The organism is Bacillus sp. FSL R7-0646 (genome assembly GCF_037969865.1).
Taxonomy (GTDB): Bacteria; Bacillota; Bacilli; order Bacillales; family Bacillaceae; genus Bacillus; species Bacillus licheniformis.
Window position 1 is genome coordinate 3,841,113 of record NZ_CP150217.1, and the last position, 13,950, is coordinate 3,855,062.

General features: G+C 46.8%; 12 protein-coding genes. 4 read left to right on the forward strand and 8 right to left on the reverse strand.

Going from position 1 to position 13,950, the window contains the following annotated elements; all coding sequences use genetic code 11:
- Positions 1–65 precede the first annotated feature (65 nt).
- Positions 66–314 (forward strand): hypothetical protein, encoded by a 249-nt coding sequence (locus MKY62_RS19980; RefSeq protein WP_009329815.1) that lies wholly within the window; start codon positions 66–68, stop codon positions 312–314.
- Here the strand turns inward: MKY62_RS19980 and MKY62_RS19985 are convergent.
- Positions 311–1,318 (reverse strand): LLM class flavin-dependent oxidoreductase, encoded by a 1,008-nt coding sequence (locus tag MKY62_RS19985; protein WP_003186163.1) that lies wholly within the window; start codon positions 1,316–1,318, stop codon positions 311–313. The genes MKY62_RS19980 and MKY62_RS19985 overlap by 4 nt on opposite strands.
- A gap of 252 nt (positions 1,319–1,570) precedes the next feature.
- Complete coding sequence (gene nfsA / locus MKY62_RS19990) at positions 1,571–2,320, reverse strand: oxygen-insensitive NADPH nitroreductase (protein ID WP_003186165.1); 750 nt, start codon at positions 2,318–2,320, stop codon at positions 1,571–1,573.
- A gap of 144 nt (positions 2,321–2,464) precedes the next feature.
- On the opposite strand from nfsA, the gene MKY62_RS19995 reads away from it, so the two are divergent.
- On the forward strand, positions 2,465–3,640 hold the full coding sequence (locus MKY62_RS19995) for an amidohydrolase (RefSeq protein ID WP_003186166.1): 1,176 nt from the start codon (positions 2,465–2,467) through the stop codon (positions 3,638–3,640).
- Positions 3,641–3,667: 27 nt separating this feature from the next.
- On the opposite strand, the gene MKY62_RS20000 is transcribed toward MKY62_RS19995, so the two are convergent.
- Positions 3,668–4,837, reverse strand: coding sequence for an FtsW/RodA/SpoVE family cell cycle protein (locus tag MKY62_RS20000; protein ID WP_003186168.1), 1,170 nt, complete (start codon positions 4,835–4,837; stop codon positions 3,668–3,670).
- Between the two features lie 111 nt (positions 4,838–4,948).
- On the reverse strand, positions 4,949–6,133 hold the full coding sequence (locus MKY62_RS20005) for an FtsW/RodA/SpoVE family cell cycle protein (RefSeq protein ID WP_025805366.1): 1,185 nt from the start codon (positions 6,131–6,133) through the stop codon (positions 4,949–4,951).
- A gap of 278 nt (positions 6,134–6,411) precedes the next feature.
- On the opposite strand from MKY62_RS20005, the gene MKY62_RS20010 reads away from it, so the two are divergent.
- The gene (locus MKY62_RS20010) at positions 6,412–7,767 is read left to right on the forward strand and encodes a YjiH family protein (protein ID WP_003186170.1); all 1,356 of its coding nucleotides are present in this window, start codon (positions 6,412–6,414) and stop codon (positions 7,765–7,767) included.
- A gap of 423 nt (positions 7,768–8,190) precedes the next feature.
- Positions 8,191–8,451: a spore morphogenesis/germination protein YwcE gene (ywcE, locus tag MKY62_RS20015; RefSeq protein WP_003186174.1), complete on the forward strand. Its 261-nt coding sequence runs from the start codon at positions 8,191–8,193 to the stop codon at positions 8,449–8,451.
- A gap of 47 nt (positions 8,452–8,498) precedes the next feature.
- On the opposite strand, the gene MKY62_RS20020 is transcribed toward ywcE, so the two are convergent.
- From MKY62_RS20020 to MKY62_RS20035, 4 genes are read right to left on the reverse strand one after another with little or no spacing between them, the layout of a single operon-like run.
- The gene (locus MKY62_RS20020) at positions 8,499–9,698 is read right to left on the reverse strand and encodes a clostripain-related cysteine peptidase (RefSeq protein ID WP_011198409.1); all 1,200 of its coding nucleotides are present in this window, start codon (positions 9,696–9,698) and stop codon (positions 8,499–8,501) included.
- A gap of 17 nt (positions 9,699–9,715) precedes the next feature.
- Positions 9,716–10,171, reverse strand: coding sequence for a GNAT family N-acetyltransferase (locus tag MKY62_RS20025; RefSeq protein WP_003186178.1), 456 nt, complete (start codon positions 10,169–10,171; stop codon positions 9,716–9,718).
- 11 nt (positions 10,172–10,182) lie between these two features.
- Positions 10,183–11,991 (reverse strand): ABC transporter ATP-binding protein, encoded by a 1,809-nt coding sequence (locus MKY62_RS20030; protein WP_016885674.1) that lies wholly within the window; start codon positions 11,989–11,991, stop codon positions 10,183–10,185.
- The gene (locus MKY62_RS20035; RefSeq protein ID WP_225852977.1) at positions 11,985–13,910 is read right to left on the reverse strand and encodes an ABC transporter ATP-binding protein; all 1,926 of its coding nucleotides are present in this window, start codon (positions 13,908–13,910) and stop codon (positions 11,985–11,987) included. The genes MKY62_RS20030 and MKY62_RS20035 overlap by 7 nt, the downstream gene beginning before the upstream one ends.
- Positions 13,911–13,950 lie beyond the last annotated feature (40 nt).

The following is a 13,950-nucleotide window of genomic DNA, read 5'->3' on the forward strand; positions in this document are numbered from 1 at the left end:
GCGTTCAGGAGAAGCTCCCCCTTCTCTTCAAAACGTGAAAAAAGCAATCGGAGGACATCGTGTATATGCTTTCTTTTATCGTATTATTCGGCTTATCCTTCATTATTGTCTGCTTTATATTTTTCACGATTTTGTACTTCGCCGTCAACCTGCAGAAGCGCGAGCCCAAGCCTTTTCAAAAAGCTGCGGAGCAAACCGTCGATACCATCATCCTCATTCCGCTCAGCTGGCTGTTTACCGCTTTATACATATGCATTCTGTTTATTCTTTTCCCAATCCGCCATTTTCTCGATTTTTTTCAGCAAAAACGCTAAATTGACTGATGAAACGCTTCGGCCAGCAGCCGGTATGAATCCAATCTGTCTTGAAAATCGTGGGTGATCGTCACCGCCATGATTTCGTCCGTTCCGTAAGCGCCGGCCAGTTCAAGCAGCTGTTCCTTTACCTGCTGCGGCGTTCCGATGACCATCCGTTTTCGATTGTCTTCCACTCTCTTTCTTTCATAAGGAGAATATTGATAGGACAGGGCCGTTTCCAATGATGGAAAGCCTTCGGTCACCATCCCCTGTTCATTGGCCAATAAAGAAAAATCCAAGCTTTTGGCAAGGTTCTCCGCTTTCTCTTCTGTCTCAGCGCAAATCACAAATACGGCAACGATCACATTTGGCTGTTCCCCCAATACAGAAGGTTCGAACCTCTCTTTGTACAGTCTGGCCGCCTCTTCTCCGCCTTCACCGTTAATAAATTGAGCAAATGTATATGATGCCCCTGTTTGGGCGGCAAGCCTTGCGCTTTCCCCTGAGGAGCCGAGCAGCCAAACAGCGGGCGCTGTGGCGATGTTCGGCGTTGCGGTCAAGTTGGGAAAGCGGTGATGTTCATCGGCTTGATCGTATAAATATGTGACGAGGTCCTGAATTTGTTCTGGATATTGGTCAGCCATCCGTCTTCCTCCATTTTGAAGGGCCATTGAAGCGATCGGCATCCCTCCCGGAGCACGTCCGACACCTAGATCAATCCTGCCGGGCGCAAGTCCTTCCAAGACGCGGAAGTTTTCCGCCACCTTGTAGGCGCTGTAATGCGGAAGCATGACGCCGCCGGATCCTATACGGATCTTCTCTGTTTTAGCCGCAAGATAACCGATCAGAACCTCCGGACTTGACCCTGCCAAGTTCCTGGAAAAATGGTGCTCAGAAACCCAAAACCTCTTGTATCCGAGCCGCTCCGCCGCTTGCGCAAGCTCCACCGTATGCTGCAAAGCCAGTTCAGGTTTGCTTCCTTCAGAAACAGGAGTCTGATCCAGTATGCTTAATGACAACATCTTTTTCACCCCAAATCTTCGTTTACTTTTTCTGCGCAAAAAGAAATAATAGTATCATGGATAAACTAAAGGAGCTCCCAGTACTGATGAATGAGACGAAGCAAAAAACGCACCCGCCAGCCGTAGAAGAACGCTTTGCAAAAGGCTGTTTATTCGGAATCCTTTTCAGTCTGCCCTTTTGGCTGATGTTTTATCTTTTCCTTCAATACATGCTGATAAGATAAGTCCCCTCCGAGTCGGAGGGGAGGTTCCTTACCTTTTGTTCAAACCTTTTCCTTTAACGAATTCATTCATATACGCACGCGGCGGCTTTTTGAGGCTGCCGGTGATCTGGTCTGTCCATTTGTCAGACCGTTTGCCGTCCGTCCGCTTTTGATAATAGTTTGAAATCGTTTCGTCATATGCGGACAAATGCTTTTCAAACTCGGCATCATCCGCTTGATAGACATTTTCATGATAAATGTGATCAAGCGGCAGACGCGGTTTTTTGGCCGAAGGGTTGGCCGGCTGGCCGACGACAAGCCCGAACAGCGGAAGAACGTATTCAGGTGTTTCAAGAAGCTCGGAGACTTCGTTCAAATTGTTGCGAATCCCACCGATATAGCAGATGCCGAGGCCCATTGATTCGGCCGCTATTGACATATTTTGAGCGGCAAGCGCTGCATCGATGACGCTGACCATAAAGGTTTCCGTCCCTTCAAGAGAAGCTGTAATATCTACACCCTTTTTCCGAGCGATTTTGTCATGCCTGTAAAGATCTGCGCAAAATACAAACAGATGGCCGTTTTTTTCAACATATGGCTGGTTCCCGGCCAATTCCGCAAGCTTGCGCTTCTTGTCCGGATCGGTGACACCGATGATTGAATATGCTTGAATATAGCTTGACGTCGATGCGCTTTGAGCGCTCTCCACAAGCAGGCGAACCTCTTCTTCGGTCAGGAGCCGATCTGTAAAAGACCTGATCGAACGGTGATTTAAAATAGTTTCAATCGTTTTATTCATCCTCTTACCTCCTCAACCTTTATCATATCCAATATCTGCTTTTCTCTAAAGCAAAACGGTTTGGCGGACTGCAGATGGATTCAATTTCATATGGTAAAATGATAGAATTGTCTTACTATTTTCGAATCGGAAAGGGAGATGACGGTGAAATCCGTAATTGAAGAATTAGATGCATTATTTCCGGAAATGATCGAACTAAGGAGACATTTTCACCAATATCCGGAGCTTTCCCATCGCGAGGTCAATACACCGCTCACCATTGCAAATTACTTGGAAAGCCTCGGGATTGGCGTGAGAACGAATGTCGGCGGCCAAGGGGTCGTCGGTCACATTAAAGGCGGCCGCCCCGGCAAGACGGTCGCCTTGAGAGCCGATTTCGACGCTCTGCCTTTACAGGATCAAAAAAATGTTCCGTACCGGTCGACTGTCCCCGGCGTCATGCATGCCTGCGGGCACGATGCCCACACGTCTGCTCTCCTCACAGCCGCAAAAGCCCTGGCAAAGCATCGAAAAGACTTGAAGGGAAATGTCGTGCTGATCCATCAATTCGGTGAAGAGGTTACACCAGGCGGCGCCAAGCCGATGATTGAAGCCGGCTGTCTCGAAGGCGTGGATGCCATTTTCGGCACCCACATCTGGGCTCCGATGCCCGTCGGTCAAGTCGGTGTCAAATCAGGCCCGATGATGGCAGCCGCTGATAAATTTAAAGTCACGATATCCGGGCGGGGCGGACACGGAGGCGCGCCTCACCTAACGACAGACGCTTTAATCACGGGAGCCTCGGTCGTCAACCATCTCCAGCAAATCGTCAGCCGCAGAATCGATCCGACAGAAGCAGCCGTCTTGTCGATCGGAACATTTCATTCAGGCCAGGCATTTAACGTCATTGCCGAAGAAGCGGTCATTGAAGGAACGGTCCGCACCTTTTCAAAGCATGTCCAGGAAACGATCATCGCCGAGATCGAACGCGTAATTAAAGGCGTCTGCGACAGCAACGGGGCCTCGTTTTCACTCGATTATGAAAAAGGCTACCCGCCTGTCGTCAACCATGAAAATGAAACGGACATCGTCCGTCAATGCGCCAAACATGTCGTCGGCCCTGAAGCCGTCATCGAACTCGAACCGAATATGATCGGCGAAGATTTCTCTTATTATCTTGAACATGTCCCTGGATCATTCTTTTTTACCGGCGCGGGCAATCCGCAGACTGGAGCCGTTTACCCGCACCATCACCCGATGTTTGACATCGATGAAAAAGGCATGCTGAACGCGGCGAAAATTCTTGTGTCGGCGGCTCTAGCATTTTTAAACCAAGACTAAAAAGACAGCCTGATTCGGCTGTCTTTTTTATTTAAACATATAGCCTTTATATTTCGTCAGCTGGCAGCTGGCGTTATAAACGATCGCATAGCCGATCAGCGCGGACAATACAGAGCTCCCTCCGTAGCTGATGAACAGAAGGGGAACGCCCGTAACCGGCATCAGCCCGACGTTCATTCCGATATTTTGGAATGTGTGGATGACAATCAGCGCCGTATACCCAACACAGAAAAACGATGCAAACTTGTTGTACGGGTGTATCTTATCAATCAGCACGACAAGCCGGTAAATGAGAAGGAAAAACATGATGACGACAAATGTACAGCCGATAAAGCCGAAACTTTCGCCGATGACGGCATAGATGAAATCGGTTTGGCCTTCAGGAACGTATACTTTCAAATTGTTAATGCCCGTTCCGAAGATTTCTCCTGAGCCGATCGCCGTAACGGCTTTTTCGGTCTGATACGTATCATTCGCGTCCTGCTGGCTCGAATCGACCCATGTCATCACCCGGTTGATCTGATATTGCTGGATATGCAATGTATCCTTTGAAAACTCCGGAAAATTGATCACCAAAAACAGAACGAGCAGTACGAGCGTGATGCCCGATCCCGCGACTATGAAAATCAGCTTCCAGTTCACGCCTGATAAAAACACCATAACGGCGACAAAGAACATGCAGATACCGGCCGTACCGGCGTCCTGCATTAAAATCAATCCGACCGGAACCGCCGACACTCCCGCGATTTTCAGCAACAGGCGAACATCCTCCTGCATCGAGCGCGAGCCTTTCGGACTTGCTTTGGAAATCACCGAAGCCAGCATCATAATCAGGCCGATTTTCATAAATTCCGACGGCTGCAGCGTGATCGTACCAAATTGAAACCAGCTTTTTGCGCCGTTTTTAATCGGAGCGATCGACTCCGGACTAACTTTTAACACGAGCAACGACAAGATGCCGAATAAATATATGTAAATGCTTAACTTTTCAAGCTGCTCCAGATCAAAATAGAGAAAGCCGACGATCACCGAAATGCCGAGCAGATAAAAGAACAATTGCTTTGCCGGATAACCCTTCGGTGAAAAAGACGGCTCCGCAGCGTAAACAGCGATCACACTGATTAAAAAGAACATGGCTAATATAAAAATCAAATCGCCCTGATAATAGGGACTTGTCGTATTTTTCTTCTGGCCCATTATACCCCGCCTTATTTCTTCATCAAAAGCACTAACTTTCATTATAGCATGAACAACCGTTCACATTGCGAAAAAGGGTGAATAAAATAACAGCCCGCATACATCAGGCTGTTATTTGAACATATAGCTTTGATACTTTGTTAACTGGCAGCTTGAATTGTAGACAACCGCGAAGCCGAGCAAGGTTGCTACGACTGAGCTGCCCCCATAGCTGACCAAAAGCAGCGGGACGCCGGTCACGGGCATAATGCCGATATTCATTCCGATATTTTGAAAGGTATGAATGACAATTAAAGCGGTAAAGCCCGCACAGAAAAATGAGGCAAACCTGCTGAACGGATGTATTCGGTCGATGAGCACGACAAGCCGGTAAATTAAGAAGAAAAACATAATGACAACAAAAGTGCATCCGACAAACCCGAAGCTCTCGCCGATGACGGCAAAAATAAAGTCTGTTTGCGCCTCAGGTACATAGACTTGAAGATCGCTTACACCATTTCCGAATACTTTTCCTGAACCGATCGCCATTTGCGCCCTTTCGACCTGCATTTTATCGTCGGCATTCTGTTCGCTCGGATTGACCCAGGTCATAACGCGGTTGATTTGGTATTGTTCAACCCCGAGCGCTCCCGCAACATCGGGAAATTTGATGATGACATATAAAATCAAAGCAACGGCTGCAAGACCCGTTCCGAAGATAAGAGAAATCAATTTCCAGTTCACGCCCGACAGGAATACCATCACAAGGATCACAAACGCGACGATCCCGGCTGTACCCGTATCCTGCTCTAAAATCAAGCCGAACGGAACAATGATGATACCGGCGATTTTCAGCAGAAAAATCCAGTCTTCTTTCAACGTACGCTTGCCGACAGGGCCGTTTTTAGACATGAAGGAAGCCAAGTACATGATCAGCCCGATTTTCATAAATTCCGACGGCTGCAGCGTAAACCCGGGAAGCATAAACCAGCTTTTGGCACCGTTGATGACCGGCGCAAACCTGTATGATCCGATATATGCCGGACTGAACTTTAACACGATCAGCATCAAAATGCCGAGCAGATAGAAATAAAAGCTGAGCTTTTCAAGCTGCTCCAAATCAAAATAAAGAAACACGATGATGATGAAGGCCCCCAGTAAATAGTAAAGGCACTGTTTCATCGCAAAGGGTTCATTATATTGATTAAACTGCTGAGCAGCGTACACAGCCACAACGCTTATGATAAAAAAGACAATATAGACAAAAATCAAATCCCCCTGGTAAAAGGGATTTGTAATATTCTTTTTCTGACTCATTCGAAATCCCGCCCTTATAATATGACACAATGAATTAATGCAGGAAGACGGCATCCGCTTCCTCACAAATGATATGACGTACAAAAGAACAAAATGTTTCGATTTTATTGCGAACAAATTCCTATTCTATTTTAAAGGATTTTTCCAACTATTGTCGAATGTGATAAATTCATTGATTTTTGCTTGAAATGTATTAAAATGAGTAATGTTGCATAAAATTAAACTTTTGCCTCCGGCAGAAGTGGTACAGAATCACCAATTCATAAGGAGTTTTTCATTTGGATAAAGCACTTCAAAAGCGTAAACGGCTTGATATCATAAAATTTTTGGTCCCTTCGCTTATCGGAATTATTCTGTTTATGATTCCCGTTAAAATTGAAGGAAATTTAACGATTCCAATTGCTGTTTTTTCAAATGCATTGCAGGAGCTGCTTCAGCAGCAATTGCCGCTGATCATGACGGTCATCGTAACCGCAACATTTATCTTAACCTTTATCACCAAAACCTTTCATCCGGCTTTCATCAAAAAAAGCGAGTTTTTCTATAACCTGCTGAATGTATCTTTATTTTGGTATATCGTCCGCCTAGTCGGCATGATTTTCGCCGTGATGGCGTACTTTAAGATCGGACCTGAAGCGGTGTATGCCAAGAGTACCGGCGGAACATTATTATTCAGCCTGCTTCCCGTTCTCTTCTCCGTCTTTCTATTTGCAGGCCTTTTTCTGCCGTTTCTGTTGAATTTCGGCTTGCTCGAACTGTGCGGCGCTTTGATGAAAAACCTGATGAGGCCTGTCTTTAAGCTGCCGGGGCGGTCATCGATCGATTGTATGGCTTCATGGCTCGGCGACGGCACGATCGGCGTGCTCCTGACGAGCAAACAGTATGAAGAAGGATTCTACACGAAGCGTGAGGCCGCCGTCATCGGCACGACTTTCTCAGTCGTCTCCATCACGTTTTGCCTTGTGATTATTTCACAGGTTGGCCTTCCTCATATGTTCGTTCCGTTTTATTTGACGATATTGCTGGCGGGTGCCGCAGCTGCGGTGATCAGCCCGCGGATTCCGCCTTTATCAAGAAAGGCTGATACTTATATTACAGATCAAGCGGATCAGGATCAAGAGAAGATTCCCGAAGGATACACTCCGTTCCAATGGGGGCTCAGCCAGGCTGTCGCAAAAGCAAAACAAAATACAAGCGTCAAAGATTTCTTGCAGGACGGGGCTAAAAACGTACTCGATATGTGGATGGGCGTCGCTCCCGTCGTCATGGCGCTCGGCACAGCCGCGCTGATTGTCGCTGAATATACGCCGGTTTTCAAATGGCTTGGACTGCCGTTCATTCCTCTTCTCGAGCTGCTGCAGGTTCCTGAAGCCGCTGAGGCCTCACAAACGCTTGTCGTCGGGTTTGCCGACATGTTCCTGCCGTCCGTGCTCGGAAGCGGCATTGAAAGTGAAATGACCAGGTTCATCATCGCCTGTGTATCGGTTACACAATTAATCTACATGTCCGAAGTCGGCGGCCTTTTGCTAGGTTCCAAAATCCCGGTGACGTTCCTTGACCTCGTCTTGATTTTTCTCGTTCGGACGCTTATTACGCTGCCTGTCATTGTACTGTGTGCCAACTTTATTTTTTAGACAAATAAAAGGCTCCCGGCGCCAAATGCCGAGGGCCTTTTTTGTTTAGAAAAAAATCGTTGATCCAAGGGGTCTGCGGCCTTATCGTACGATCCGCCTGTCCGCTTCTTCGCTTCCCGTAAGCCTGCCGGCCTCGTATAGGAAACGCGCGGTTCTTGGCTAACTTTCGCATGATCAATCTCCTCCACGCATTTTCGCTATTCACTTCTTCTCCCCTTCACCCTTTATGTCCTAACTGAATCACCGTGAAAATTGAGCCGATAGTTGGAGCGGAAAATGCTTTCCAGTATGTATCATTTTTCGAAGAACGTGGTATAATAAATGTAACAGAATGTTCACAAAATATTCTCCAATTAGACACAATTGATGTTTCATTCCGCTTTTTTTGACAGCGCTATCATTATCGAAAGGGGCTGAAAACGCATGGATATGTTTTTCGCTTACTTGCTGATTGCAAGCGCCACTCCTTTATTTTTATGGCTGGACAACAAAAAGGTCGCAATTTCTTCTATTCCGCCCATCATTTTAATGTGGGTATTCTTCTTTTTCTATATGACCAGCAGCCTTTCTCCTACAGGACACTCTCTCATGATCGCACTCTTTATTCTCAACGTTGTCATCGCCCATGTCGCCGCTTTCATCATCTACGGACTTCCATTGATCCGGAAGCACATGAGCCGATAAAAAAAGTGCCGGTTTTTCCGCCGGCGCTTTTTTGCTGTTAAACGCAACTATAGATCAAAGTTAAATGTTGAATGCGAGTAATCTTTGATGAATGTTTGATACCGGCTGCTGAAGTCAAGCAGGCGGTATATTTTCGATTTTTCCGCAAACCGCTTATGGTTGTCTCTGGCCGGATAATAAACGGACATGCCGCTTCCTCTTGGATGCTCCGGAGATTTGATGTTCATGATGACAGCCTTCTTGACGGATTTTACGACCTCTTTTGCTTCTTTCTCGGCTCCGATCTGCTGACCGATCAAGCTTGACAAATCCGCCAAATCAACCATATCCGATTCATCTGCATAATCTTCAGCAGCGAGACGCGCGTAGTGGAGCAGGCGCTTTCCGTCAGGCTCTTTCAATGCCAGGTTCATGTTTACGCTCAATCTGTCGAGGGCATCGACAGCGTCTTTGACACGGTTCAATTGAATTAAAGACTGCTGCAGGTCTTCTGTTTCACCGTTTTCTTTTGACTGCTGTACGTAGCCTGCAGCGATTTCCCTGCCAAGCTCTTTCGGATCGATTGAAGGGTCGTCTTGTACAGACTGCAGCGCCCTTTTATAATCCCAGCCGTTTTGATTCGTATAGTCGACTGAAGCCAGCATGTACTTACCATAATCCCTCAAGGCATATGCCGTTTCAATCCCGGCCATTTTGCAGTTGTCAAAACCGATTAAATCAAACTTTTGCTTCGTATGTTCATAGGCCGTTTTGATTCCCGACTGCAGCTCGCTTATTTTCATTTTCTTATTGCCGAAGTTTTCGTCTCCCCCGTAGCCGTCAACTGAGCCAAGCCCATGCCCCCAAAAGATCAATACATATTTTTTAGCCGGATATGTTTTGACTCCCCATGTGATAAAATCTGTGACGGAGCCGGGACTGTCCATATTTTTCTTCCCGACATTTTCGAGGGGCACCAGCTTCTGATGTTCAACTTTCCACCTCTGATTCACCTTGTGACTGATCGACGGGTTCGCCCATTTTTTTGCTCCTCCTGTCTGAAGAACGACATTGACGTTTGAAGATGAACCCGCATCCATCATTTCCTGAATGTCATCGCTTGCCATATGAAAATCGCTTTCCATGTCAGAACCAATCATATAAACAAGAATAGTATAGTCGTCCTTTTCTTTTAATAGAGCGGCTGGTGCCGGCTGAAAAAAGGCGAATGAAATAACGGAAAACAAAATCCATTTGATCAAGTTCATCTTCTTATGCTCCTTATTTAAGATTCCGGGAAATAAATAAGAGAGTAGTAGCAGTCTTCGTCCGGCTGTTCGTGTTCCAATGAATACCCGACGGATCGGAAGCACGCTAAGCACCTCTTGTTATCCTCTTCAATTCCGGCGAACCATTTGTTGATCCGGCTCATTTCCGGCAATGCCATCGTCCTTTTGATGAGCGCTTTTCCATATCCCCCTCCGCGCAAAAACGGATCGACTAAAAGGGCAATGTTCCCGGTCAAGTCCTCCTCAACTTCAACCATGACAACGCCGACAGGCTTGCCGTCCTCTAAAGCCGCCCATACCCGGTAGTTTTCATTACCGCCTGCAAAATTGAACCATTCGTCAAGAGGGAGCATCCCTTCCAGCCGCCTTTTCACCTCTGCATCCTCAAACCAGGTCTGCAGCCATTCAATATCTTCTTTTCGAAAAAGACGAAGTTCTTCTATATTGCTCATTGCTTTCTCCTTTATTGCGCGTATTTTTCAGCTTGCAGGCGATAAAGCTCTGCGTACTGTGCCTGATTTTTCATCAATTCTTGATGGGTTCCGGCCTCCGCCACCCTTCCTTTTTCTAAAAAGATGATGTGGTCGGCAAAACGGGCCGTGCTTAACCGGTGCGAGACAATAATGACTGTTTTGCCCTGCGTCAGCTTTTGCAGCTTATCAAATATCTCTTCCTCAATAAATACATCCAGCGCAGAAGAGGGTTCATCAAATATTAAAATGTCGGCACACTCATCACGCATAAATGCGCGGGATATGGCGATCCGCTGCCATTCTCCCCCCGACAAATTCCTGCCGCCGAACAATCTGCCAAGCTCTGTTTCATAGCCGTCTTCAAGCTTATGCAAAAACTGATCCACTCCGCCGAAAGCCGAAGCACTTTTTATTTTGGCCAAGTCGGTGCATGAAGAAATGTCGCCCAGACCGATATTGTATTTCAATGTCATTTCGTACCGCAAAAAATCCTGAAACACGGCCGCGGCATTTGACCGGTAATGCTCTATATCATACTTATAAAGCGGTAAACCATTATACGAGATCGTGCCTTGATTGGGATCAAAATAACGCAGAAGCAATTTAACGAGTGTGCTTTTGCCTGATCCGTTTTCTCCCACGAGAACGGTCGTCTTATTCAATGGAATATCAAACTGTTGAATATCAAGTACCGTTTTGGTTCCATCATAAGAAAATTCCACTTGATCACATGTAAATCCTTTTTGCTTTTGAACAGCTGGAGCGGTTTCCCCATTTTCCATGGAATTTTTGCTGTTTAAAAAAGAATGCACATTTCCGAGGTGCCTCGTTTCTCTTGCTCCGATCGCAAAAGCAGCGAACATTTCATTGATTCCTTCATTGAACTGAACCGCGGCTCCGATAAACAGCATCACATCCCCGATGGATAATCCCCCATGAAAAGCCTGGTGAACGATGTAAATCAGGACGGCACCTGCGGCCAAAGATTGTAATACCGACCAGAACAGCTGATACAGCGCCAGTTTTTTTTGATCGTTGGACAGCGTATGGAGGAGCTCCATCGAGGTGTTTTTATAAAAGGATTTAAAAAAAGGAACAAGATTGTATATCTTGACCTCTCCGGCTGTTTCAGACATAAGAGGGACACCTGCATAATATTCCGCGCGCCGCCTCAGTTCCTGAACCTCTTTCCGTCCTTCAAAGGTCGCGTTGTTTAACTTCGCCTCCCAGTACAGTTTGGGAACGGCCAATATGAGAAACAGCAGCGGCACCCACGGTGCAGCCATGCCAATCAATAAACTGCTGGCTGCAATCATCACCATTCCGCCGAAGGTTTGAGACACGATGGAAACCCACATCGTGACAAAATATTCATTATAGCGGATGATTTGTGTATTGGTATGAAAAGATGCGTCTTCAAAAGCCGCGATATCAGGAATGGAAATTGCCTTTTTCATGAGCATTTCATCAAGATAAGCTTCGAGCTTGGCGGTAAGGAGCCTTTTCTGCATTTCAGCTACAGGCTGAAGGGCATCTACGATCAGCGTAAAAGCAATGTATGCAAAGGCCGCCCAAACCAGTGCATTCCAAGAAGACAGCTCAAACGGCGCCCGTGCAATCTCATCGATCACCTCTGCACTCAGCCAGACTAGGAGAGGTCCGAGCATTGCATTCAGCAGTGTAATTAAAAACAGAACCGCCGACTTAAAAGGATCGCAGCGCCAAAACAACGTTAAACCGTAAAATATGATGGAAGCGGTTTGAGGCAGCTTTTTGAAAAACGAATAAAATTTCAGCAATATACCTCATCCTTCCCCTGAAACGATTTGGCCTGCATGCGGAACATTCTGCTGTATTCCCCGTTCTTGTCCATAAGTTCCTGATGGCTTCCCTCTTCTGCGATTCTTCCGTTTTTCAAAACCAGTATGCGGTCAGCCATCTTTACCGTACTGAACCGATGGGAAATCATGATCACCGTTTTTCCCTCTGTGAAGCTTTGAAACTGCCGGAAAATATCATATTCAGCCCGAATATCCAAAGATGCGGCCGGCTCGTCCAATATGACAAGTCCGGCATCTTTCATAAACGATCTGGCTAAAGCGATCCGCTGCCATTGGCCTCCAGAAAAATCGGTGCCGCCCCATTCAGGGCCGATCATTGTTTCCAGCCCTTCAGGCAACTCTTCGACAATCGGTTCCAGCTTGGCGGCCCGAGCGGCGGCGCGAAGTTTTTCTTCATCGCCTAAAGCTTCCGTTCGGCCTATCGCGATATTGTGCCGGAGTGACAATTCGTATCTGCCAAACTCCTGAAACACGACCGCCATTTTGTTTCTCAGCTGTTGAAGATCGACCTTGCGGATGTCTTTGCCGTTCACTTTAATCTCACCCTCATCATACTCATAAAAACGGCAGAGCAGTTTGATGAGCGTTGTTTTCCCAGATCCATTCGCCCCTACAATGGCAATTCTTTCTCCCGGTGATACTGAAAAGCTAATTCGATTCAGAACATCGCCTGTGTGCATGTCATACGATTCAGGCTGTTCGTCTTGTCCCCGCATCTCTTCATCTTCAAGCTCATCGAGCATATCCAAGTCTTCCTCATCCACATCAGCTTCATTTACCCGGGAGCCGGCAGCCGCTTCTCTGAAAGGATAGCGGAAGGTGACATTTTTGAATTCGACTGCCAGCGGTCCTTCGCCCTCGAGAGATTCGCCATTGGAAGGAAGCCTGATATCCTTTTCGGCGTTCATAAAAAGAAAAAAGTCTCTTCCCATTCTCCATATATCCAACGTATCTGCACCTTCTTTGGCGATATCCCGGAGTGCCGTTGATAATTGGAACACGGCCCCCAAGTACAGCGATATATCCCCCACAGAAAAACTGCTTGAATGGGATTGGGACAGAATCCAAAAGTACCCCAAACCCGTTCCCGCCCCCGATAAGAAACCCGTTAAAACCGACCAGCGCGCGCTTCTGACCTGAATATTCCGCAGCACAGAATATAGGCCTTTAAAAGCAGATTGATATAAATCAAGAAAGAAAGACCCCAGGCCAAAAAGGCGTACTTCTTTGGCCGATCGTCTCCCGAGCAGAATGTGGCGCGCATATGCGGCCCTCCTTCTTACAGGGGCATAATCCTTGTGATATTCCCACTCCATTTCATTGTAATGATTATGGACAAAAGCAAATGGAGCGGTCGACAAAATAAGGATGAAAGCAAGGACGGGCGACAGATAGGCGATGATCAAAACGACGCCCGCCAAAGACATAACGGCGGTCACCAAGTTCGAACTGATATTAATGAATTGGGAAGGAAGCCATGTCGAACGATCCCGCAGTGTTTCCAGCCGGTCCCTGTACTTTGGATCCTCAAAAAAACGCATCCCCGGAATGCGGTCAAAAGCGTCGATCAACAAACTGTTGACTGTGATCATCGACCTCTCAGAAAGCATTGCCTTCACCCATTTTTCCAATGATTTAACGACACTGACCATGACCAGGCTTCCCGCATAAATGACAGCCCATATTTCTGCATAGATGACGGCTTCCTGATCGACAATGCCGTCGATCATTTGCTTTGAAGCGTACAATTGGATTAAAGGTGCTCCGGCTTCGATCAGCATGAAGATAACCATGCAAATCATCAGCCGCGGACCGGATTTCCAGACCATTTTCCCAAGCAGGCCCGCCGTTTGCAGCGGCTCTTGAATATGCTTCATCTTCCACACATGCTTCACCTTCATTTTCTATACCTATTGT

Bases quoted from the DNA above. Each gene is read 5' to 3' on its own strand.
- MKY62_RS19985 (WP_003186163.1), bottom strand. From the start codon at position 1,318: ATGTTGTCATTAAGCATACTGGATCAGACTCCTGTTTCTGAAGGAAGC.
- MKY62_RS19980 (WP_009329815.1), top strand. From the start codon at position 66: ATGCTTTCTTTTATCGTATTATTCGGCTTATCCTTCATTATTGTCTGC.
- ywcE (WP_003186174.1), top strand. From the start codon at position 8,191: ATGGATATGTTTTTCGCTTACTTGCTGATTGCAAGCGCCACTCCTTTA.
- MKY62_RS20025 (WP_003186178.1), bottom strand. From the start codon at position 10,171: ATGAGCAATATAGAAGAACTTCGTCTTTTTCGAAAAGAAGATATTGAA.
- MKY62_RS20020 (WP_011198409.1), bottom strand. From the start codon at position 9,698: ATGAACTTGATCAAATGGATTTTGTTTTCCGTTATTTCATTCGCCTTT.
- MKY62_RS20035 (WP_225852977.1), bottom strand. From the start codon at position 13,910: ATGAAGCATATTCAAGAGCCGCTGCAAACGGCGGGCCTGCTTGGGAAA.
- MKY62_RS20005 (WP_025805366.1), bottom strand. From the start codon at position 6,133: ATGAGTCAGAAAAAGAATATTACAAATCCCTTTTACCAGGGGGATTTG.
- nfsA (WP_003186165.1), bottom strand. From the start codon at position 2,320: ATGAATAAAACGATTGAAACTATTTTAAATCACCGTTCGATCAGGTCT.
- MKY62_RS20000 (WP_003186168.1), bottom strand. From the start codon at position 4,837: ATGGGCCAGAAGAAAAATACGACAAGTCCCTATTATCAGGGCGATTTG.